The organism is Rhizobium sp. S152 (genome assembly GCF_030380735.1).
Classification (GTDB): domain Bacteria; phylum Pseudomonadota; class Alphaproteobacteria; order Rhizobiales; family Rhizobiaceae; genus Rhizobium.
The window spans coordinates 43,108-64,765 of the sequence record NZ_JAUDRZ010000002.1 but is presented as its reverse complement, the minus strand read 5'-3'; the positions used below and the strand labels follow the sequence as shown (position 1 = coordinate 64,765).

Here is a 21,658-nt window from a genome sequence, read left to right as displayed (position 1 = left end):
GAGGAGATCAGTATGAACCCGATCAATCCGCGTTACGGCTACGGCTCGGCCGCCGGCTCGCAGGCGCTCTTTGATGAAGGCCTGCGCCAGCATATGCTGCGCGTCTACAACTACATGGGCATCGGCCTGGTCATCACCGGCATCGTCGCCTTCATCGTCGGCTCCACGCCGGCGCTCTACGTGCCGATCTTCCAGTCGCCGCTGAAGTGGGTGGTGATGCTGGCGCCGCTCGCATTCGTCTTCTTCTTCTCGTTCAAGATCCAGACGATGTCGGCCGGGGCGGCACAGATGACCTTCTGGGCGTTCTGCGCGGTCATGGGCCTGTCGCTGGCCTCCGTGTTCCTCGTCTTTACCGGCACCAGCATCGCCCGCACCTTCTTCATCGCGGCCACCATGTTCGGCACCACCAGCCTCTACGGCTACGTGACGAAGCGTGACCTGTCGCGCATGGGATCGTTCCTGATGATGGGCCTGATCGGCGTGGTCATCGCCAGCCTGGTCAACATCTTCCTCGGTTCGAGCGCCCTGCAGTTCGCCATCTCGGTGATCGGTATCGTCGTCTTCGTCGGCCTCACCGCCTACGACACGCAGAACATCAAGGAACAGTATTCCGAAAACTACGATCAGGAATCGAACCAGAAGCTGGCCGTCTTCGGCGCTCTGTCGCTCTACCTGAACTTCGTCAACATCTTCCAGCTGCTGCTGAACTTCACCGGCGAGCGGGAATAAAGGCTACGGCGCTTCTGGGGGCAAAGGAAGCGCCAGAACGCCCGATCCGCAATCTGTGACAGGAAGCACGGATCGGGTGTTCACCAAAGGAAAGCGGCCGGGGCAATCCTCGGCCGCTTTTCTGTTTCCTGGCTGTTCGTCAGATGATGCCCCATGCCCGGTAGCGGCCGCGGCCGGTCATCTCGCGCACGCCGATATCGTTGAGCAGATTGAGCGCCCCACGGCTCGTGACCTTGAGTTCGCGAGCGACCATCGCCGTCGAGACCATCGGTCGTGACAGAACGAGTTCGGCGAGCTGCGGCAGGCTGCTATTCGAGCGGCGGTCGCGGAAGCGCAGCTCCATCTGCGTCTCCGCCAGCGAAAGACGATCCATCTCCTTCAGGCCGAGTACGGCACTTTCGCTCATCCCCTCCAGGAAGGATTGCAGCCGCGTCAGGCGGTCGCGCGAGCGCCGGCGTTCGTGGCGGATTGTCTTCAGGCCGGTGTAGAACGAAAACAGATGCGACGTGACCTTGCCGCGCGCCCTCAGGTAACTCGCCACCAGCACTCCGCCCAGCCAATGCTGGCGGCGCAGCGGCTCGATCTTTTCCCAAGCCTCGAACATCAGCGCGGCGCCCAGCACCGGCGGCAAATCGTCGGCGGTAGCGAGCACCTTGCGCCATTGTTTGAGCCGCGCCGCTTCGTCCCATTCCTCGTCGTCGAAGAGGCCGAGCGGATCGTCCCGGCGCTTTTCCTTGACCGGCTCGGCAGGCGCTGGCGCTTCCGCCGCCACCTTGTTGGCATGGCTGTCCAGCAGGCGCTGCGAGCGTTCGAGCACGGCGTCGATCTCGGCGAGTTCGGCGGCCAGCGCATCGTCCACCGCGTCGTCCCTGTCGTCCTCGCCCAGCGATATCGCGGTTTTGCCCGGAACCGCATCGCCCTCGCCTTCCCCGCCGATGCCGGCAAGCACGCCGAGACCCGCCGAGGTCAGCGCCCATGCCGGATCACCCGTCCAGATCCGGCGGCGTGCCCGCAGGACCGCATGCGCGATCGTCAGTTCGTGGCTCGGCGAGCGGGTATCCATATGAGCGTCGTGGAGGACGAGATCCTCGACATGCACCAGTTCGCCGGCCACCCACAGGGCGCCGACGGCATCGAAATAATGCCGCCGCTCCGAAAAGCCGCCGCCGATCGACGCCCGCGCCGCCCGCTCATCCAGCCGCGCCAGGCCATCCTCCGCCTGGACAATGGCTGGCAGCAGCGAATTGATCAGGGAGTTATCGATGTCAAAACGCATGTCGGGTATGCCTGCGGGAACGGAAGCCAAATGGCGATTATCTTCCGCCCGTTATGTCATATCGGAAGGCGAGTTCAAATGATTCGCTTGGCGCGCTGTGGAAATCCCGCCGGCGCATCCCGCGCCAATTGGGCAAAGCGGACCTGCCGCCCGCTTCGCCGATGGTTCCGCTCAGCCGAAGAGATTGCGGAACTGGCGGGGCTGGCAGCGCAGGTACTGATCGGCGGCGTGGATCGTCTCGCCGAAATGCGCCGCGGCGTGCCAGGGCCAGCGCGGATCGTAGAGGATCGTCCGCGCCAGCGCCACGAGATCCGCGTCGCCGGTGCTGATGATCGCCTCGGCCTGCTCGAACTCGGTGATCAGGCCGACCGCGATGACGGGGATTTCGACCGCCGCCTTCACCTGCCGGGCAAACGGCACCTGGTAGTTCGGGCCGATGGCGATCTGCTGGTCGACCGCGAGACCGCCTGACGACACATGGATACCATCGCAGCCGCGCTTTTCGAGCGCCTGGGCGAAGGCGATGGTCTGCTCGACATCCCAGCCGCCGGGCGCCCAATCGGTTGCCGAGACGCGCATGGTCACCGGGCTCTGCGAGAAGGCCTCCCGAACGGATTCGAACACCTCAAGCGGAAAGCGCATGCGGTTTTCCAGCGAGCCGCCGTATTCGTCGGTACGCTGGTTGGAGAGCGGCGACAGGAACTGGTGCAGCAGATAGCCGTGAGCCCCGTGGATCTGGACGGCATCGAGATCGAGCCGGGCGGCCCGGCGCGCGGCATCGGCGAAGGCCGTGCGGATACGCTTCAGCCCATCCCGGTCAAGTGCGGTCGGCGCATCATATTCCGCCTTGAACGGCACGGCGCTCGGCGCCTCCGTCTTCCAGCCGTTCACCGCGCCCGGCGCGATCTGGCCGCCGCCCTTCCAGGGCAGGTCGCTGGACGCCTTGCGGCCGGCATGGCCGAGCTGAATGGCAATGGGCATGTCCGACCAACGGCGCACACCTTCGAGCGTCCTGTGCATGGCCGCTTCGCATTCGTCAGAATAAAGCCCGACGTCGCCATAGGAGATGCGGCCCTCCGGCGTTACCGCCGTCGCCTCGATGGTCAGGATGCCGGCGCCGGAATTGGCGAGCATGCCGAGATGGATCAGATGCCAGTCGGTCATCTTGCCGTCTTCGGCGGAATATTGACACATGGGGGCGATGACGATGCGGTTCTTCAGTGTCATCCCGCCGATCGACACGGGTGAGAAGAGTTTGGACTTGCTCATGATATCTCCAGAGCCTCGGTTCGTTTCAATTGCGCCAGCTACGCGATCGCGCGCTTCTAATGCCATAAGCACAAGCCCCCTCATCAAAAAATGTTGATGCCTGGGCGATCCTCCCTAAGTGCTTATCCGCGTTGACGGATGATGGTGTCAATCGATACCGCAGTGCAATAGACGACACCCAATGTTCGCTGCTAGGATCGCGCGAACGCAATGGAGAGTGACATGGCAGCAAGACGTCCCCCTGGCATCGAAGAATACGACGCGCCGGCCGGGGGATGGGGCGCGCTGCGCGCGGTCGCCAAGACCCTGGCGCATCAGCAGATCGTCGCCCAGGGCACCACGACGCTCCTGAAGGCCAACCAGCCCGAGGGCTTCGACTGTCCCGGCTGCGCATGGCCGGACCCGAAGCACACCTCTTCCTTCGAGTTCTGCGAAAACGGCGCCAAGGCGATCACCTGGGAATCGACGGCCAAGCGCGTCGAGCCGGCGTTCTTCGCCGAGCACTCCGTCTCCGAACTATGGGACTGGACCGACCACAAGCTGGAGGATCAGGGGCGCCTGACGCACCCGATGGTCTACAACAAGGGCAGCGATCGCTACGAGCCGATCGAGTGGAGCGCCGCCTTCGCGCTGATAGGAGCGGAACTGAACAAGCTCGACAACGCGCATCAGGCCGAGTTCTACACCTCCGGCCGCGCCTCCAACGAGGCGGCCTTCCTCTACCAGCTCTTCGTTCGCGCCTATGGCACCAACAATTTCCCCGATTGCTCCAACATGTGCCACGAGGCCACCAGCGTCGGCCTGCCGAAATCGATCGGCGTCGGCAAGGGCACGGTGCTGCTCGAGGATTTCGACCATTGCGACGCGATCTTCAGCTTCGGCCACAATCCCGGCACGAACCATCCGCGGATGATGGCGACGCTGCACGAGGCGGCGCGCCGTGGCGTGCCGATCGTCGTCTTCAATCCGCTGAAGGAACGGGCGCTGGAGAAATTCGCCTCGCCGCAGAGCCCGATCGAGATGGCGACGATGTCGTCGACGCCGATCGCTTCGGCCTATTACCAGCTGCGCGCCGGCGGCGACCTCGCAGCGCTCAAGGGGCTGATGAAGCTGATCTTCGAACGCGATGCCGAGGATATCGCGGCGGGCGGCACCGGCGTGCTCGACCGCGCGTTCATCGCCCAGCATACAGAAGGCCTAGACGCGTTGCGCGAGGATATCGAGCGCACGGATTGGGCGCACATCCTTGCCGTCTCGGGGCTGAGCAAGGATGATCTGTCGAGCGCCGTCGATGTCTATCTCAAGTCCGAGCGGGTCATCCTCTGCTACGGCATGGGCATCACCCAGCATTCGCACGGCACCGCCAACGTCCAGCAGCTCGCCAATTTCCTGATGCTGCGCGGAAACATCGGCAAGCAGGGCGCCGGCATCTGCCCGCTGCGCGGCCATTCCAACGTGCAGGGCGACCGCACCGTCGGCATCACCGAAATTCCGAACGACGCGCTGATCGACGGCATCGAACGCGCCTTCGGTTTCCGCCCGACGCAGGAGAAGGGCCACAATGCGGTCGAGACCATCGAGGCGATCAACGACGGCTCGTCGAAGGCGTTGATCTGCCTCGGCGGCAATCTCGCGGTGGCGATCTCCGACCCGGAAGCGACCTTCCCCGGCATGCGCAAGCTCGATCTGGCCGTCCACATCGCCACCAAGCTCAATCGCTCGCACCTGCTGATGGCCAAGACCTCGATCCTTCTCCCCTGCCTCGGCCGCACCGATCTCGATACGCAGGCATCCGGCCCGCAATCGGTCACGGTGGAGGATTCGATGTCTATGGTGCATGCTTCGCGCGGCTTCCTCAACCCGCCGAGCGACATGCTGAAATCAGAGCCCGTCATCGTCGCGGAGATCGCCAAGGCGACGCTCGGCGACCGCTACGGCATCGACTGGGACGGCATGGTCGAGAACTACGATCGCATCCGCGACAAGATCGAGGAGGTCTTTCCCGATTTTCGCGACTTCAATCGCCGCGTTCGCGCCCGCGGCGGCTTCCGGCTCAGCGTTCCGGCATCGGAGCGGGTTTGGAAGACCGAGAGCGGCAAGGCGACTTTCCTCGTCGCCAAGGGCATCGAGGAAGATCCGCTGTTGACGGACCCGTCGCAGCTCATCCTTACGACGCTGCGCAGCCACGACCAGTACAACACCACGATCTACGGTCTCGACGACCGCTATCGCGGCGTCTTCGGTCGCCGCGACGTCGTGTTCATGAACAAGGACGACCTCGCGGCGCGCGGGCTCTCCGACGGCTCGAAGATCGACGTGCTCTGCGCGGTCGGCGGTGCCAAGGAAACGCTTGCCGTCCGGGGCTTTACCGCCGTCCAGTACGACATCCCGCGCGGCGCGATCGCCGGCTATTATCCCGAGATGAACGCCGTCATCCCGCTCGACCAGTACGACCGCCTGTCGGGAACGCCGACCTACAAGGGTACCACCGTGCGGGTGACCGGCAGCGTCGCCGCCTGAAACCGTCTCAACAGACGGTGAGGAAGCGCTCGGCGCAGGTGGAAATCACCTCCTCGCCGGGCCTCTTCCACCAGTTCCCGGCGGAGAAGATCTCGACCTCCTGCGGCCCGTGGAAACCGGCCGCCTCGATGCTGCGGCGGATGCGCTTGAGGTCGATCACGCCGTCGCCCATCATGCCGCGGTCGAGCAGCAGATCAGTCGTCGGCACCAGCCAGTCGCAGATGTGATGGGCAAGGATGCGGCCGCCGGCGCCGGCCCGGGCGATCTGCTGGTCGAGCTTCGGATCCCACCAGACGTGATAGACATCGACGGCGACGCCCATCCCCTCGCCCAAGAGATCGCAAATGTCGAGCGCCTGCTCCAGCGTGTTCACGCAGGCCCGGTCGGCGGCATACATCGGGTGCAGCGGCTCGATGGCGATCGGCACGCCGGAGGCCCGCGCATGCGGCAGGATGGCGGCGATCCCGTCGGATACCATCTCGCGGGCGTGGGCGATATCCTTCGAGCCCTCGGGCAGTCCGCCGACAACGAGGACGAGGCAATCGGCGTTCAGCGCCGCCGCCTCGTCGATCGCCCGCTTGTTGTCGTCGATCGCCGCGCGGCGCCCTTCCGTATCCGCCGCCGGAAACATGCCGCCCCGGCAAAGACCGGTGACGCGCAGGCCGTTGTCGGCGACGATACGCGCAGCCTCCGACAGGCCGATGGCATGCACCTGATCCCGCCAGGGGGCGATCGCCGTGATGCCCTGCTTGAGGCAGACGTCGACCGCCTGCTTCATGTCGTATTGCTTGCGGACGGTGGCGAGATTGATGGACAGGCCCTCGATAGCCATGATGCTCCTCCCATGCCGCTTCGCCTCCCGCGAAGCGCTTGTTTTCAAATGCCTGCAGTCGCCAGTATGGTCTTCATGCGGCTCGCCGCCAGATCGGGATCGCGCAGCACCCGAGCCGCGTCGGCAAGCCGGAACAGCTCGGCAAGATGCACGATCGACCGCGCGCTCTGCTGCCCGCCCAGCATCTGGAAATGATCCTGGAAGCCGTTGAGATAGGCGAGGAAGACCACGCCGGTCTTGTAGAAGCGCGTCGGCGCCTTGAAGATATGCCGCGACAATGGCACCGTCGGCGCCAGGACTTCATGGAACGCCGCGAGGTCGTCCTTCGCCAGGTGGCCGAGTGCTGCGCTTGCGGCCGGCGCGATGGCATCGAAGATGCCGAGCAGCGCGTGCGAATAGCCCTCTTCGTCGCCGGCGATCAGTTCGGCGTAATTGAAGTCGTCGCCGGTATACATCTTCACCGCCGGGTCCAGGCGCCGGCGCATGCGGATTTCCTTTTCCGCCGAAAGCAGCGAGATCTTCACGCCATCGACCTTGGCCGCGTTGTCGTTGATGATGGCGAGCGCCGTGTCCATGGCCTGGTGATCGTCACGCGATCCCCAATAGCCTGAAAGGGCGGGATCGAACATGTCGCCGAGCCAATGGATCATCACCGGCTCGCGCATCTGGCTCAGGATGCGGCTATAGACCCTGACATAGTCGTCGGGGCTCTTCGCCGCCGCGGCCAGCGCCCGGCTTGCCATCAGGATGATTCGGCCACCCTGCGCTTCGACATAGGCGACCTGCTCCTCATAGGCGCGGATGACGTCGTCGATGCTGACGCCTGAACCCGGCGGCAGATGATCGGTGCCGGCGCCGTAGGCAATCAGCGCATCTGGACGCTTTCGCGCCGCCGATTGCACGTTGGCGATGACCTCCTTCGCCCCTTCCCAATCTAGCCCCATGCCGCGCTGCGCGGTATCCATGGCTTCGGCGACACCGAGGCCGAGATCCCAGAGATATTCGCGGAAGGCAACCGTGCGTTCCCAGTCGATATTGCGATCGAGCCAGGGATCGTTGTCGGCCAGCGGATCGACGACGATATGGGCCGCCGCATAGGCGACCCGGTTGAAGCCGTGGCCCGAGGCCGAGGGCCTCGGCGCCTCGATCGGCGTGTTCAGGATGGTATAGTCCCGGAGCGTGCCGTCGGGGACGGGAAGTCGCAATGTTGCCGGCATGGTCGTCACGCCACCTTGCGGGCAGCAGTATCGGCAAGCGAGGGCACGTCCACCCAGCGGCGCTCCTTCCAGCTGCGATGTGCAAGTTCGGCCAGCTGCACGCCCTTGGCGCCTTCACGTAGCGTGAATTTCCATGGCGCATCCTCGGCGACATAGCGCAGGTAATCCTCCCACTGCGCCTTGAAGCCGTTGTCGAACACCTGGGTTTCCGGCACTTCGTCCCAGGTCTTGTAGAAATCGATCGTCTGCGGCTGGTCGGGGTTCCAGACCGGCTTCGGCGTGTTGACCCGATGCTGCGTCCAGCATTTCGTCAGGCCGCAGACCGCCGATCCATGGGTGCCGTCGACCTGGAAGGTGACGAGGTCGTCGCGACGCACCCGCACCGCCCAGGAAGAATTGATATGGGCGACGATACCGCCCTCGAGCTCGAAGGTCGAATAGGCCGCGTCATCGGCATCGGCGCGGTAGGTCTTGCCGTTCTCATCGACGCGGCTCGGAATATGGGTCGAAGCGTAGCAGCTGACGGCCTTGACCTCGCCGAACAGGTTGTCGAGCACGTAGCGCCAGTGCGGTAGCATGTCGAGGATCATCCCGCCGCCATCGGCGGCGCGGTAGTTCCAGGACGGTCGTTGCGCCTTGACGCCCCAGTCGCCCTCGAACACCCAATAGCCGAATTCGCCGCGCACCGACAGGATCTTGCCGAAGAAGCCGCTGTCCTTGAGCAGCGCGATCTTGCGCAGCCCGGGAAGATAGAGCTTGTCCTGCACGACGCCATTCTTGGCGCCGCGCCGCTCGGCGAGATCGGCCACCGAAAGCGCTTCCTCCAGCGTCTCGGAGATCGGCTTTTCGCAATAGACATGCTTGCCGGCCTCGATCGCACGCTTCAGCAGATCGACACGCATCTGCGTGGAGCCGGCGTCGAAGAAGATGGTGTTCTGAGGATCGGCGAGTGCTGCGTCGAGATCGGTGGTCGTGCGCGTCAGGCCGTGCTTGCGGGCGATCGCTTCGATCTTCTCGGCGTTGCGGCCGACGAGAATGGGCTCCGGCATCAGGCGATCGCCATTGGAAAGCTGCACGCCACCCTGCTCGCGGATTTCCAGGATGGAGCGCACGAGGTGCTGATTGTAGCCCATGCGGCCGGTGATGCCGTGCATGATGATGCCGATCGATTTCGTAGCCATTTCCGTCTTCCTCCCGATAAATAACTAGTTAGTTACATAACTGACATGAGCAAAACGGGCTGTCAAGCCGGGGTAAAACCTGAACTAAAAAGAAGGAGCCACCGCTTGCCGCACACGTTCAGCAGCAACACTGCCATTGTAAGCCCTAGTGCCCATCCGGGGAAACCGCCTCGGGCGGGATCGTCTCCAGCAGGTTCTTGCGGTGGAAGATGAAGAGCCCGGCGATCACGATGATCGTGCCGCCGATAATGACGGGCGCATCGGGTATGTCGCCGAAGAAGATATAACCGAGCACGACCGCCCAGATCAGCAGCGTGTATTGCAGCGGCGCCAATAGCGAGGCGGGTGCGAGCTTCAGGGAGCGCGTGATCAGGAGATGCGCGCAGGAGGCGACGACGCCGAGCGCGACCATGCCTGTGAACTCGACCGTCGTTGCCGGGCGCCAGTCGCCGACAGACATCGCCGCTCCGACCACGAGTGCCGCGATCATCTGCCAGGTGACGAGCGTCGTATCGCTGGTGCCGCGCAGGTGGCGGCTGAGCACCAGCGACAGCGCGAAGGAAAGACTGCCGACCACGCCGAACAATGAAGGCAGCGAGAACATCGCGGTGGACGGACGCAGCGCGATGAGGACACCGCAGAAGCCGACAAGGACCGCAAGCCAGCGACGCCAGCCGATCCGCTCGTTCAGGAAGAAATGCGACAGCGCGGCGATATAGATCGGGCCGGCCATGTAGAACGTCATGACATCGGCCAGCGGCAGATAGGCGACAGCGGCGTAGAACAGGGTGACATCGAGCGTTGCCAGCACCACGCGCGCCAGCTGCAGATCCTTGCGCTCGACCCGGAAGATCCGCATCGGGCCCTGCCTGACGATCATCGGCAGAAGCAGCAGAAAAGACCCCAGCGAGCGGATCAGCAGCACCTGCCCGACCGAGAAGCTCGCCACCAGCCACTTGCCCATCGCATCGTTCAGCGAGAACAGGAAATCGCCGAGCAACATCAGCCCGACCCCCACCATCACGAGGTTCCTGGCACCCAGGGCGACGGGCTGCGACTGCATGTGAAATTCCTGTTTCGGAGGGCGCCGGACGGCGTGTCCCGCCGTCGCTTATATACGTTGTCGTGTCAAGCGACGGCAGCGGCTCCGGCTATCCCATCAACGCAACATTTCAATGATGGCCGAGAAATCGCGGGGGCCGTTTCCCTGTTTCTCGAACAGCGAATAGAGCTGGGCCGCTTCGGCGCCAAGCGGCGTCGAGGCGCCGGTGGCAAGTGCCGCCTCCTGCGACAGGCGCAGATCCTTCAACATCAACGCCGCGGCAAAACCGGGCTTGTAGTCCCTGTTGGCCGGCGAGGCAGGAACCGGACCCGGCACCGGGCAATAGGTGCTGAGCGACCAGCATTGCCCCGACGAGGTGGATGCCACGTCGAACAGCGCCTGGTGCGACAGTCCGAGCTTTTCGCCGAGCGCGAAAGCCTCGCAGACGCCGATCATCGAGATGCCGAGGATCATGTTGTTGCAGATCTTCGCCGCCTGCCCGGCGCCGGCCTCCCCGCAATGGACGATCTTCCTGCCCATAGCCTCCAGCACCGGCCCCGCCTTGGCAAAGGCTTCCGTGCTGCCGCCGACCATGAAGGTCAGCGTGCCCGCTTCGGCGCCCGCGGTGCCGCCGGAAACCGGAGCGTCGAGCGACAGACACCCGGCCGCTCTCGCCATCTCGTGCGCCTTGCGGGCGCTCTCGACATCGATGGTCGAGCAGTCGATCACCAGCCGGCCAGCGGGGACCGACGCCAGGATATCCGTCCAGGCGGTGAGCACGTGCCGGCCCTGCGGCAGCATCGAGACCACCACATCGGCCTCCCCTATCGCCTGGCTTATATGGCTTGCGGCGGTTACGCCCGAAGCCTCGGCGGCCTTCAGGAGGGCCGCCACCAGATCGAAGCCGATTACCTCGTGACCCGCCTTGACGAGATTGGCCGCCATCGGCCCGCCCATGTTGCCCAGTCCGATGAATGCGATCCGTGCCATGCCTCTCTCCCGCGCCAGATGCCTATCGAAACTAGCTATGTCACGATTTCCCGGCGTCGATAGCCGTCTCCACCTACACGCCCGACTGTTGACGCTTTCCGCCTGGCGGTCTAAGCCCAATGCCCATGAGGACATGCCGAACTGTGGAGGAAAGACCATGCAGCACATCCGCGAAACCTTCGACTGGGCCGATCCCTTCCGGCTCGTGGAGCAGTTGACCGAAGAGGAGCGCATGGTGCTGGACACGGCCCATTCCTACGCGCAGGAGAAGCTGGCGCCGCGTGTGCTCGAAGCGTTCCGCCACGAAAAGACGGACCCTGCGATCTTCCGCGAAATGGGTGAGCTCGGCCTGCTCGGCCCGACGATATCACCCGAATATGGCGGTGCCGGCCTCGGCTACGTCGCCTACGGCCTTATCGCCCGCGAGGTGGAGCGCGTCGACAGCGGCTATCGCTCGATGATGAGCGTGCAGTCGTCGCTGGTCATGGTGCCGATCGATGCCTTCGGCTCCGAGGCGCAGAAGCAGAAGTACCTTCCGAAGCTCGCGACCGGCGAATGGATCGGCTGCTTCGGCCTGACAGAACCCAATCACGGCTCCGACCCGGGATCGATGGCGACGCGCGCCAGGAAGGTCGACGGCGGCTACAGCCTGAGCGGTTCCAAGACCTGGATTTCCAACGCGCCGATCGCCGATGTCTTCGTCGTCTGGGCGAAGACCGAAGACGGCGTCATCCGCGGCTTCATCCTCGAGAAGGGCTGGAAGGGCCTGTCGGCCCCTGCCATCCACGGCAAGGTCGGGCTGCGCGCCTCGATCACCGGCGAGGTGGTCATGGAAAGCGTCTTCGTTCCCGAGGAAAACCTGCTGCCCGACGTTTCCGGCCTCAAGGGTCCCTTCACCTGCCTGAACTCGGCCCGCTTCGGCATTGCCTGGGGCGCGCTCGGCGCCGCCGAGGATTGCTACACCCGGGCGCGGCAGTACACGCTCGACCGCAAGCAGTTCGACCGGCCGCTCGCCGCCAACCAGCTGGTCCAGAAGAAGCTCGCCGACATGGCGACCGAGATCTCGCTTGGCCTGCAGGGCTGCCTGAGGCTCGGCCGGATGAAGGAGGACGGGCATCCGCCCGTCGAGCTGACCTCAATCCTCAAGCGCAACTCCTGCGGCAAGGCGCTCGATATCGCCCGCATGGCCCGCGACATGCTGGGGGGTAACGGCATTTCCGACGAATTCGGCATCGCCCGGCATCTGGTCAACCTCGAGGTGGTCAACACCTACGAGGGTACGCACGACATCCACGCACTGATCCTCGGACGGGCCATCACCGGCATCGCCGCCTTCGCCAACTGACGAACCTATACTCCGGTCCAAATTGAAACTTGCACGACAATGTGCAAGCTTTCGCTCGTCGCGCCGAATTGGCGGCGGACGCGGGGGATCGCACATGCTTCTGTTTCTGGCATTTCTGATCGGCATCATTGCAGGCCTGCGGGCCATGACGGCGCCCGCCGCCGTCGCCTGGGGCGCATCGCTCGGCTGGTTCGACGTCTCGTCGACCCCGCTCGCATTCATGGGATACCGCTGGACGCCCTGGGTGTTCACGCTTTTCGCACTGGTGGAACTGATCACCGACCAGCTGCCCTCGACGCCGTCGCGCAAGGTGCCGATGCAGTTTTCGGCCCGCGTGATCATGGGCGGCTTGAGCGGCGGAGTGATCGGCGCCTCGGGCGGCTCGCTGTTGGCGGGGCTTGTCGCCGGCGTCATTGGCGCCGTTGCCGGCACGTTCGGCGGTGCCGCGGCCCGTGGCAGGATGGCGGCAGCCTTCGGCAGCGACAGGCCGGCGGCGCTGATCGAGGATGCAGTGGCCATCATCGCAGCACTTCTGATCGTGGCGGCCGTGTGATGCGGAGCTTCGACGCAATCGTCATCGGCGCCGGACAGGCCGGCCCCTTCCTCGCAGCCCGCATGGCCGACGCCGGCATGAAGGTGGCGCTGATCGAGCGCAAGTTTCTCGGCGGCACCTGCGTCAACGCCGGCTGCATGCCGACCAAGACGCTGGTGGCGAGTGCCCGCGCCGCCCACGTCGCCCGCACGGGCGGCCCCTACGGCGTGGTCGTCAACGGCCCGATCGACGTCGACATGAGCATCGTGCGCAAGCGGGCCGAGACGGTGACCATGAATGCCCGCGACGGCCTGATCGGCTGGTTCGGCGGCATGGCAAACGTGACCGTGATCTACGGCCATGCCCGCTTCGAGGATAAGAGTACCGTCAGCGTCAACGGCGAGCAGCTGACGGCGCCGAAGATCTTCCTCAATGTCGGCGCCCGGCCGACCATACCCGATCTGCCGGGGCTCAGGGATATCGACTATCTCACCAGCACTTCGATAATCCATCTAGACCGGTTGCCGCGCCACCTCGCGGTGATCGGCGGCAGCTATATCGGGCTGGAGTTCGCGCAAATGTACCGCCGCTTCGGCGCCGAGGTGACTGTCATCGAGCGCGGGCCGAAGCTCGCGTCACGCGAGGATGCCGATATCTCCGACGCGATCGCCGATATCCTGCGCGCCGAGGGTATTGCCGTTCACACCGATGCCGACAATACCGGCTTTTCGAGATCGGATGATGGCACAAGGGTCACGATCGGCAAGGGTGTCGCCGATATCGACGCCAGCCATGTGCTGGTCGCGACGGGCCGCACGCCCAACACCGACGATCTCGGGCTCGACCGTGCCGGCGTCGCTACCGACAAGCGCGGCTATATCACCGTCGACGACCGGCTGGCGACGAATGTCGAGGGCATTTGGGCGCTCGGCGATTGCAATGGCCACGGCGCCTTCACCCACACCTCCTACAACGACTTCGAGATTGCCGCCGCTAACCTGCTCGACGGCGAGGACCGCAAGCTGAGCGACCGGATCCTTGCCTACGCGCTCTACATCGACCCGCCGCTTGGCCGCGTCGGCATGAGCGAGCGCGACGCCCGCGCCTCCGGCCGCCCGATCCTGATCTCCACCCGCCCCATGAGCCGCGTCGGCCGCGCCAACGAGCGCGGCGAAACACAGGGCTTCATGAAGGTGATCGCCGACGCCGACAGCAAGCAGATCCTCGGCGCCGCGATCCTCGGCATCGAGGGCGACGAGGCGATCCATGGCTTCATCGACGCCATGAACGCCAGAACGCCCTACCCGGTGCTGAAATGGTCGGTGCCGATCCATCCGACGGTGTCGGAGCTGATCCCGACGCTGCTGGGGGATTTGAAGGCGGGGTAGGAAACTACGGATGGGATTTGGCAATTGGTGACGTTGTGCCGTGGGCCCCCCTCATCCCCGGTGCGACTTGTCGCACCGCCACCTTCTCCCCGCTGGGGAGAAGAGACCCGCGCCAAGCCGCTCACCCAAAGGGCAGACGTACACGCCTGGGAACCGGATGTCCAAGACGGGCGCAGCGATGCACCCAGCCACTTCTCCCCAACGGGGAGAAGTGGCGGAGCGTTAGCGAGGCGATGAGGGGGCCGCGGGTGCTGACCGTGCGATGGTCCGCAGCGCGTCTTTCAAACACGACAAAACCCCGCGCCGGAGACCTCTCCGCGACGGTGATAGGCATGCTGGGAATGGGCAGGCGACGGTCGGTATAGAATAGTAAAGTCAGGCAATATCGCCTGCCCGATCGCATCAAGGCTTCCGGATATCCAGACCGACAGGAGCGTCTCTCGGCCTTTCGCTTCCGGATGAATAGGAGATCCTGACGACCTCGATATCCACCTCATACAACCATCACCGGACGCCGGGCTCATCGCCCCGGACTTGTCAGTTCCGGTTCGCGACCCGGCTCCCTGTCCAATGACGCCATCAGTATGGGAGAGAAAACAATCGCGGGGATGCACGGGGACGATGAGATCGGCAAGCGATTGAAATCGCCGCGACATCTGTTGCCGCGCAAGATTATTATCCGCGTGAAGGCCGATCTCGGCCCCGGCACCGCGACGCATCCCCGCGTAGGGCGGGGATGCGCGCCGCAGCGGCTAGTCCAGCACGATCTGCAGCTTTACGTCGTCGGGGCGCGCCTCGACGGCGCGGTCGAAGGCCTTGATGGAATCCTCGAATTTGAACGTTTCCGAGATCAGCGGCTTCAGGTCGACTCGGCCGGAGCCCAGAAGCGCGATCGAGCGTTCGTACTGGTGGGCGTAGCGGAAGACCGTTTCGATGCGGATTTCCTTGGTCGAGGCGGTGGAGACGTCGAAGCCGACAGGATTGACCGGCAGGCCGACGGCGACGATGACGCCGCCGGGACGCGGCAGTTGCATGATCGTTTCCCAGGCCTTGGGCGAACCCGAGCATTCGAACACGACATCCGCGCCCCAGCCGTCGGTGAGCCGCGCGACTTCGTCCGCAAGGTTCTTCTCGCGGATGTTGACGGGGATGACGCCCTGGTACTGGGCGGCGATGTCGAGCTTCGGCTGGGCGAGATCGGCGACGATGGCGCGGGCGCAGCCGCCGGCAAGGGCGGCGATCGCCACCATGGTGCCGATCGGGCCGGCGCCAAGCACGACAGCGGTATCGCCGGGCGCGATCTTCGCCTTCGACGCGGCCTGCATGCCGACGGCGAAGGGCTCGACCATGGCGCCCTCGGCGAAGCTCACATTATCGGGGAGCTTGAACGTGTAGTTGGCGGGATGCACCACTTCAGCCGTCAGCACGCCATGCACGGGCGGCGTCGCCCAGAAGGTCACCGCGGGATCGACATTGTACATGCCGAGCCGGCTTGCCTTGGAGTTGGGATCGGGAATGCCGGGCTCCATGCAGACGCGGTCGCCGACCTTCAGATGCGTGACGCCTTCGCCGGCCTCGACGACTGTGCCCGCCGCTTCGTGGCCGAGCACCATCGGCTCGTTGACCACGAAGGGACCGATCTTGCCGTGCGTGTAGTAATGCACATCCGAACCGCAGACGCCGACCGTGTGGATCTTGATCTTCACCTGCCCCGGACCGGTTTCCATCGGCAGATCGATATCGCGAAGCGCAAGCTCATGCTGGCGCTCGAGCACCAGCGCACGGACTTTGGTCATTGTCTGTTTCCTTCCCTGGTGTCCGGCCGCTGAATCGGGCCGGACCATGGGAGGGATTATAGGGCGCGAAGCCGCCCGAATTCAATTCCGCAAAGGCAGGCTTCTGCTCACGAATTGATAAAATGCTCAAGCGATCATCCGACGGCGACAGCGTCAGCTCTGCGCCTTGTGCAGCCGGTTATAGGCGCCGTCGCGGGCCACCAGATCCTGGTGCGTACCCTGCTCGAGAATGCCGCTGCCATCGATGACGACGATACGGTCGGCGGCGCGGATGGTGGCGAGACGGTGAGCGATGATCATCGTCGTGCGGCCCTTGGCGAGTTCCGCCAGCGATTGCTGGATGGCGCGCTCTGTCTCGGTGTCCAGCGCCGAGGTGGCCTCGTCGAGGATGAGGATCGGCGGGTTCTTCAGGAACATGCGGGCGATGGCGAGCCGCTGCTTCTGCCCGCCGGAGAGCTTGACGCCACGCTCGCCGATGACGGTATCCAGCCCCTGCGGCATGCCCGCGATCATTTCCTCCAGCCGGGCCCGGCGCGCGGCATCCCTGATATCGGCTTCGCTGGCGCCGAGGCGGCCGTAGGCGATGTTCTCGCGGATGGTGCCGGCGAAGAGGAAGACATCCTGCTGCACGATGCCGATCTGTCGGCGCAGCGAGGCAAGCGTCATGTCGCGCACATCGATGCCATCAACCAGGATGGCGCCGCCGGTGACATCGTAGAAGCGCGGCAGCAGCGAACAGATCGTGGTCTTGCCGGCACCCGAGGGGCCGACGAAGGCGATGGTCTCGCCGGCGCGGATCGTCAGGTTGACGTCCTTGAGCACCGGTCTGGCGTCGCTGTAGCCGAAGGAGACGTTGCGATAGACGACCTCGCCCTTGAGATGCTCGATCGTCCTCGCTCCAGGCGCATCCGCGATATCGGGTTCGGTGTCCAGCAACTCGGTGAAGCGGCGGAAGCCGGCAATGCCCTTGGGATAGGATTCGATGACCGAATTGATCTTCTCGACCGGGCGGAAGAACACCGCGACCAGAAGCAGGAAGCCGATGAAGCCGCCGGCGGTCAACTGGCCGGCGAGCACGAAGTAACTGCCGGCGATCATGACGACCATCTGCGTCAGGCGCATCGCCATATAGCTGAGCGAGGTGCTGGCCGCCATGATGCGGTAGGCCTCCAGCTTGGTGCGGCGATAGTTCTGGTTGTCGGTCTCGAACAGGGCGCGCTCGTGGTCCTCGTTGGCGAAGGCCTGAACGACGCGCACGCCGCCGACGCTTTCCTCGATGCGGGCGTTGAAATTGCCGACGCGGCCGAAGAGAGCGCGCGAGTTGATCGTCATACGGCCGCCATAGCGGCTGGTAACCCAGGCCGTCAGCGGCACGACCGCGGCGGTGATCAGGCCGAGCTGCCAGTTGACCGAGAGCATCAGGATAAGCGCGCCAACGAAGGTCATCAGGGCGATGAACAGGTCTTCCGGTCCGTGATGCGCGACTTCGCCGATCTCTTCCAGATCCTTGGTCAGACGGCCGACGAGATGGCCGGTTTTCTGGTTGTCGAAATAGCTGAAGGACAGCTTCTGCAGATGGTCGAACGCCGCGCGGCGCATGTCGGTCTCGATATTGATGCCGAGCATGTGGCCCCAATAGGTGACGACCGCCATCAGGCCGGTATTGATGGCGTAGACCACCAGCAGCGCGGCGGAGGCGAGCAGGATCAGCAGCCAGTCGTGGCTGAGCAGCAGCCTGTCGACGAAGAGCTTCACCGCCATCGGGAAGCCGAGCTCAAGCAGGCCGGAAAGAATGGCGCAGCCGAAATCCAGCAGAAACAGGCCGCGATAGGGACGGTAATAGGAAAAGAAGCGGCTCAGCATTGCGACCTTGAATAATCGTTTAAGCGAATGAAGGGCGGCCGGACCGGGTCGGGCGCGCGAAACGTGACCTCCACTCTCATATTTCGCGTGCGATGCCAACAGTTAGATTGTACTTCATGGGTGGCCCACAATTTGTTGAACGCTTCCCGTGAACCAACGGATACCTATGGTCTTCTTATACGAGGCGACCTCTTGTCACCTCGAACATTTATCGGAGTGGCCGTAAGAAGCCGCTTGTCGTCCGGCTACGGCGCGGGCTTTCAGGAACGCACGAGAATCTCATGGACCTTTCCACCATCATCCGGCCCGAGCACACCTTCATCGGCATCGCTGTCACGACCAAGTGGCGTGCCCTGCAGGTGATCGCCGAGAAGGCCGCCAAGGCATTCGACGTCGACGAACGGAAGATCATCACTGCGTTGGAAAGCCGTGAGGGCCTGGGCTCGACCGGCATTGGCAACGGCATTGCCGTGCCGCATGCTGTCATCGAGGGCATGACGCATCCGCGAGGGCTTCTCGTGCGGTTCTCGCGGCCGCTCGATTTCGAGGCGTTGGACGACGTGCCTGCCGATATCGCCTTCGCACTTCTATTCGGTGAGAGCAACCGCGGCGAATATCTGAACGTGCTGGCCGCGATTGCCCGCAAGCTGCAGTCTCCGCAGGTGGTGGCCGCCATGCGTGCGGCGAGAAGCGCGGAGGAATTCTATTCCGACTTCCTCGCCGATTCCCGCCCCTGACGAAAGCGGAAGAGGACGAAGGCGCGACTGCGCAATCGCTCCCTGCCCCGAAACCGAGCAAGTCCATTTCAAAACAGCCGCTCAAATGGCATGGCATTTCGGGCAAGCGGCTGGAACCGAAACAATCTTCGTTTCATTATACGACCGAGTTGGTAGAGTTTAACTCACGCACCAAGGAGGTTCCCATGCAGTCAATACGGATCACACGGCTTCTCGCGGCCGCAGTCTTCGCCGGCAGCGTCGCGATCGGCGCCGTGGCTCCCGCATTCGCGGATCAGACACTTCTGAACGTTTCCTATGATCCGACCAGAGAACTGTACAAGGACTTCAACGCCGCCTTCGCGGCCAAGTGGAAAAAGGACGGCAACGAGGCCGTTACCATCAAGGCATCGCATGGCGGTTCCGGCGCGCAGGCGCGGTCCGTCATCGACGGTCTCGACGCCGACGTTGTGACGCTGGCGCTGGAAGGCGACATCGACGCCATTGCCAAGAAGACCGGCAAGATCCCGGAGAACTGGAAGACCAAGTTCCCGAACAGTTCCGTTCCGTACACCTCCACGATCGTCTTCCTCGTCCGCAAGGGCAACCCGAAGGGCATCAAGGACTGGGCCGATCTCGTCAAGGATGATGTCCAGGTCATCACGCCGAACCCGAAGACCTCTGGCGGCGCACGCTGGAACTTCCTTGCCGCCTGGGCATGGGCCAAGCAGGCGAACGGCGGCGACGACGCCAAGGCGCAGGAATACGTGACCACGCTGCTTCAGCATGTTCCTGTTCTCGACACCGGTGCGCGCGGCGCGACCACCACCTTCGTCCAGCGCGGCCTCGGCGACGTTCTGCTCGCCTGGGAAAACGAAGCCTATCTCTCGCTTGAGGAACTCGGTCCGGACCAGTTCGAGATCGTGACGCCGTCCTTCTCGATCCGCGCCGACCCGCCGGTCGCCGTAGTCGACGGCAATGTCGACAAGAAGGGTACCCGCAAGGTCGCCGAAGCCTATCTCAACTATCTCTATTCCGATGAAGGCCAGAAGATTGCCGCCAAGCACTTCTATCGCCCGATCAAGCCCGAAGCAGCCGATAAGGCCGACATCGCCCGCTTCCAGGACGTGAAGCTCGCCACCATCGACGACTTCGGCGGCTGGAAGGAAGCTCAGCCGAAATTCTTCGGCGACGGCGGCGTGTTTGACCAAATCTACAAGCCGGCACAATAATACACCGCATGAAAGCACATAGCCCCACGCGGTGGCGGTTCAAGCGGCCGAGCGTCATTCCAGGATTTGGAATGGCGCTCGGCTTTACCTTGATCTGGCTGACCCTCCTCATCCTCATCCCGCTGTCGGGCCTCGCCTGGCGGTCGAGCGAACTCGGCTGGGAGAAATTCCTGGCCATCGCGCTTGATGCGCGCACGCTGAACGCGTTGCGCATCAGCTTCGGCACCGCCTTCGCGGCGGCCTGCGTCAACGCCGTGTCCGGCGTGGTGCTCGCCTGGGTCCTCGTGCGCTACCGCTTTCCCGGCAAGCGCATCATAGACGCGATGGTGGACCTGCCCTTCGCGCTGCCGACGGCGGTCGCCGGCATCGCGCTTGCGACGCTCTATGCGCCCAACGGCTGGATCGGCCAGTTCCTGACGCCCTTTGGCATCAGGATCGCCTTCACGCCTCTGGGCATCATCATCGCCTTGATCTTCGTGGGCCTGCCTTTCGTGGTGCGCACGGTGCAGCCTGTGATGGAGGAGATCGACAAGGAGGTGGAGGAAGCCGCCGCCACGCTCGGCGCCAATCGCCTGCAGACGATCTTCCGCGTGCTTCTCCCCGGCCTGGCCCCGGCGGCACTCACCGGCTTCGCGCTCGCCTTTGCCCGCGGCGTCGGCGAGTACGGATCGGTGATCTTCATCGCCGGCAATTTGCCGTTCAAGTCGGAGATCGCACCGCTGCTGATCGTGATCAAGCTCGAGGAGTACAATTACGCGGCGGCGACCGGGATCGCGGCGGTGATGCTGATCCTCTCCTTCGTCATGCTGCTCGTCATCAATCTCATTCAAAGCTGGAGCAGGCGGAGGTACGGCTATGGCGCTTGACGCAACCGCGCAACCGACGAAAGTCCGGTCCGTCGTGACCGAAAACAGGATCGCGCGCTGGACCTTGATCCTGGCGTCGCTGGTCTTCCTGCTGCTGATCCTGTTTCTGCCGCTGGCCGCAGTCTTCGTCGAGGCGTTCCGCAAGGGGCCCGGCGACTTCCTCGAGGCGCTGCAGGACGCCGAGACCTTCTCGGCCATCCGGCTGACGTTGATCGTCGCCTGCGTCAGCGTTCCGCTGAACCTGATCTTTGGCGTGGCGGCAGCCTGGGCGATCGCCAAGTTCGAGTTCAAGGGCAAGGCATTCCTGACGACGCTGATCGACCTGCCGTTTTCGGTGTCGCCGGTCATTTCCGGCCTTGTCTTCGTGCTGCTCTTCGGCGCCCAGACGCATCTTGGAGAGTGGCTCAGCGCCAATGACATCAAGATCCTGTTCGCCGTTCCGGGCCTGATCCTGGCGACGATGTTCGTCACCTTTCCCTTCGTCGCGCGTGAACTCATCCCGCTGATGCAGGAGCAGGGCACCGGCGACGAAGAGGCGGCGATCTCGCTCGGTGCGAGTGGTTGGCAAACCTTCTGGCATGTGACGCTGCCGAACATCAAATGGGGCCTGCTCTACGGCGTGCTGCTCTGCAACGCCCGCGCCATGGGCGAGTTCGGCGCCGTTTCGGTGGTCTCGGGGCATATTCGCGGCGAGACAAACACCATGCCGCTGCAGGTGGAAATTCTCTACAACGAGTATAACTTCACCGGTGCCTTCGCTGTCGCCACCCTGCTTGCCCTGCTTGCTCTCGTCACCCTTGTTTTGAAGACGCTGCTCGAAATGCGATACAGCGAAGAAATTGCCGCCAGCCGGCGACACTGAGG

Annotated in this window: 18 protein-coding genes; 9 read left to right on the top strand and 9 right to left on the bottom strand. The window is 64.0% G+C overall.

Annotated elements, in window-relative coordinates:
* The first annotated feature begins 12 nt into the window (after positions 1–12).
* Positions 13–729 carry a Bax inhibitor-1/YccA family protein gene (locus tag QTL95_RS01770; protein WP_112532803.1) on the top strand — a complete coding sequence of 239 codons (717 nt, stop codon included), beginning with the start codon at positions 13–15 and terminating at the stop codon, positions 727–729.
* 139 nt (positions 730–868) lie between these two features.
* Here the strand turns inward: QTL95_RS01770 and QTL95_RS01765 are convergent, their stop codons facing one another.
* Both QTL95_RS01765 and QTL95_RS01760 read right to left on the bottom strand, forming a co-directional pair.
* Positions 869–2,005, bottom strand: coding sequence for an RHE_PE00001 family protein (locus QTL95_RS01765; RefSeq protein WP_289718246.1), 1,137 nt, complete (start codon positions 2,003–2,005; stop codon positions 869–871).
* A gap of 171 nt (positions 2,006–2,176) precedes the next feature.
* Complete coding sequence (locus QTL95_RS01760) at positions 2,177–3,274, bottom strand: NADH:flavin oxidoreductase/NADH oxidase (protein ID WP_289718245.1); 1,098 nt, start codon at positions 3,272–3,274, stop codon at positions 2,177–2,179.
* Between the two features lie 222 nt (positions 3,275–3,496).
* On the opposite strand from QTL95_RS01760, the gene QTL95_RS01755 reads away from it, so the two are divergent.
* Complete coding sequence (locus tag QTL95_RS01755; protein WP_289718244.1) at positions 3,497–5,794, top strand: FdhF/YdeP family oxidoreductase; 2,298 nt, start codon at positions 3,497–3,499, stop codon at positions 5,792–5,794.
* Between the two features lie 7 nt (positions 5,795–5,801).
* On the opposite strand, the gene QTL95_RS01750 is transcribed toward QTL95_RS01755, so the two are convergent.
* The 5 genes from QTL95_RS01750 to mmsB form a co-directional block, all read right to left on the bottom strand.
* Positions 5,802–6,626 carry a sugar phosphate isomerase/epimerase family protein gene (locus QTL95_RS01750; protein ID WP_289718243.1) on the bottom strand — a complete coding sequence of 275 codons (825 nt, stop codon included), beginning with the start codon at positions 6,624–6,626 and terminating at the stop codon, positions 5,802–5,804.
* Between the two features lie 44 nt (positions 6,627–6,670).
* Complete coding sequence (locus tag QTL95_RS01745) at positions 6,671–7,843, bottom strand: dihydrodipicolinate synthase family protein (protein ID WP_289718242.1); 1,173 nt, start codon at positions 7,841–7,843, stop codon at positions 6,671–6,673.
* Between the two features lie 5 nt (positions 7,844–7,848).
* Positions 7,849–9,024 carry a Gfo/Idh/MocA family protein gene (locus tag QTL95_RS01740; protein WP_112532798.1) on the bottom strand — a complete coding sequence of 392 codons (1,176 nt, stop codon included), beginning with the start codon at positions 9,022–9,024 and terminating at the stop codon, positions 7,849–7,851.
* Between the two features lie 145 nt (positions 9,025–9,169).
* Complete coding sequence (locus QTL95_RS01735; protein WP_289718241.1) at positions 9,170–10,087, bottom strand: DMT family transporter; 918 nt, start codon at positions 10,085–10,087, stop codon at positions 9,170–9,172.
* A gap of 96 nt (positions 10,088–10,183) precedes the next feature.
* Positions 10,184–11,056 carry a 3-hydroxyisobutyrate dehydrogenase gene (mmsB, locus tag QTL95_RS01730; protein ID WP_289718240.1) on the bottom strand — a complete coding sequence of 291 codons (873 nt, stop codon included), beginning with the start codon at positions 11,054–11,056 and terminating at the stop codon, positions 10,184–10,186.
* 157 nt (positions 11,057–11,213) lie between these two features.
* Here mmsB and QTL95_RS01725 point away from each other — a divergent pair, with 157 nt between their 5' ends.
* The 3 genes from QTL95_RS01725 (at position 11,214) to QTL95_RS01715 (ending at position 14,321) form a co-directional block, all read left to right on the top strand.
* Positions 11,214–12,401 (top strand): acyl-CoA dehydrogenase, encoded by a 1,188-nt coding sequence (locus tag QTL95_RS01725; RefSeq protein ID WP_289718239.1) that lies wholly within the window; start codon positions 11,214–11,216, stop codon positions 12,399–12,401.
* 94 nt (positions 12,402–12,495) lie between these two features.
* Positions 12,496–12,954 (top strand): DUF4126 domain-containing protein, encoded by a 459-nt coding sequence (locus QTL95_RS01720; RefSeq protein WP_289718238.1) that lies wholly within the window; start codon positions 12,496–12,498, stop codon positions 12,952–12,954.
* On the top strand, positions 12,954–14,321 hold the full coding sequence (locus QTL95_RS01715; protein ID WP_289718237.1) for an FAD-containing oxidoreductase: 1,368 nt from the start codon (positions 12,954–12,956) through the stop codon (positions 14,319–14,321). Before QTL95_RS01720 ends, QTL95_RS01715 begins: the two co-directional genes overlap by 1 nt.
* Positions 14,322–15,073: 752 nt before the next feature.
* Here QTL95_RS01715 and QTL95_RS01710 read toward each other — a convergent pair.
* Both QTL95_RS01710 and QTL95_RS01705 read right to left on the bottom strand, forming a co-directional pair.
* A complete protein-coding gene (locus tag QTL95_RS01710; protein ID WP_289718236.1) occupies positions 15,074–16,117 on the bottom strand; it encodes an NAD(P)-dependent alcohol dehydrogenase in 1,044 nt (347 codons plus the stop codon).
* 153 nt (positions 16,118–16,270) lie between these two features.
* Positions 16,271–17,980: an ABC transporter ATP-binding protein gene (locus tag QTL95_RS01705; RefSeq protein WP_289718235.1), complete on the bottom strand. Its 1,710-nt coding sequence runs from the start codon at positions 17,978–17,980 to the stop codon at positions 16,271–16,273.
* A gap of 281 nt (positions 17,981–18,261) precedes the next feature.
* On the opposite strand from QTL95_RS01705, the gene QTL95_RS01700 reads away from it, so the two are divergent.
* The 4 genes from QTL95_RS01700 to cysW all read left to right on the top strand — a co-directional run bounded on the left by QTL95_RS01700 (position 18,262) and on the right by cysW (position 21,656).
* Entirely contained in the window at positions 18,262–18,717 is a 456-nt protein-coding gene (locus QTL95_RS01700; protein ID WP_289718234.1) for a PTS sugar transporter subunit IIA, read from the top strand.
* Between the two features lie 185 nt (positions 18,718–18,902).
* A complete protein-coding gene (locus QTL95_RS01695) occupies positions 18,903–19,928 on the top strand; it encodes a sulfate ABC transporter substrate-binding protein (protein ID WP_289718233.1) in 1,026 nt (341 codons plus the stop codon).
* A gap of 8 nt (positions 19,929–19,936) precedes the next feature.
* Positions 19,937–20,794 (top strand): sulfate ABC transporter permease subunit CysT, encoded by an 858-nt coding sequence (gene cysT, locus QTL95_RS01690; protein ID WP_289718232.1) that lies wholly within the window; start codon positions 19,937–19,939, stop codon positions 20,792–20,794.
* Positions 20,784–21,656, top strand: coding sequence for a sulfate ABC transporter permease subunit CysW (gene cysW, locus QTL95_RS01685; RefSeq protein WP_289718231.1), 873 nt, complete (start codon positions 20,784–20,786; stop codon positions 21,654–21,656). Before cysT ends, cysW begins: the two co-directional genes overlap by 11 nt.
* Positions 21,657–21,658 lie beyond the last annotated feature (2 nt).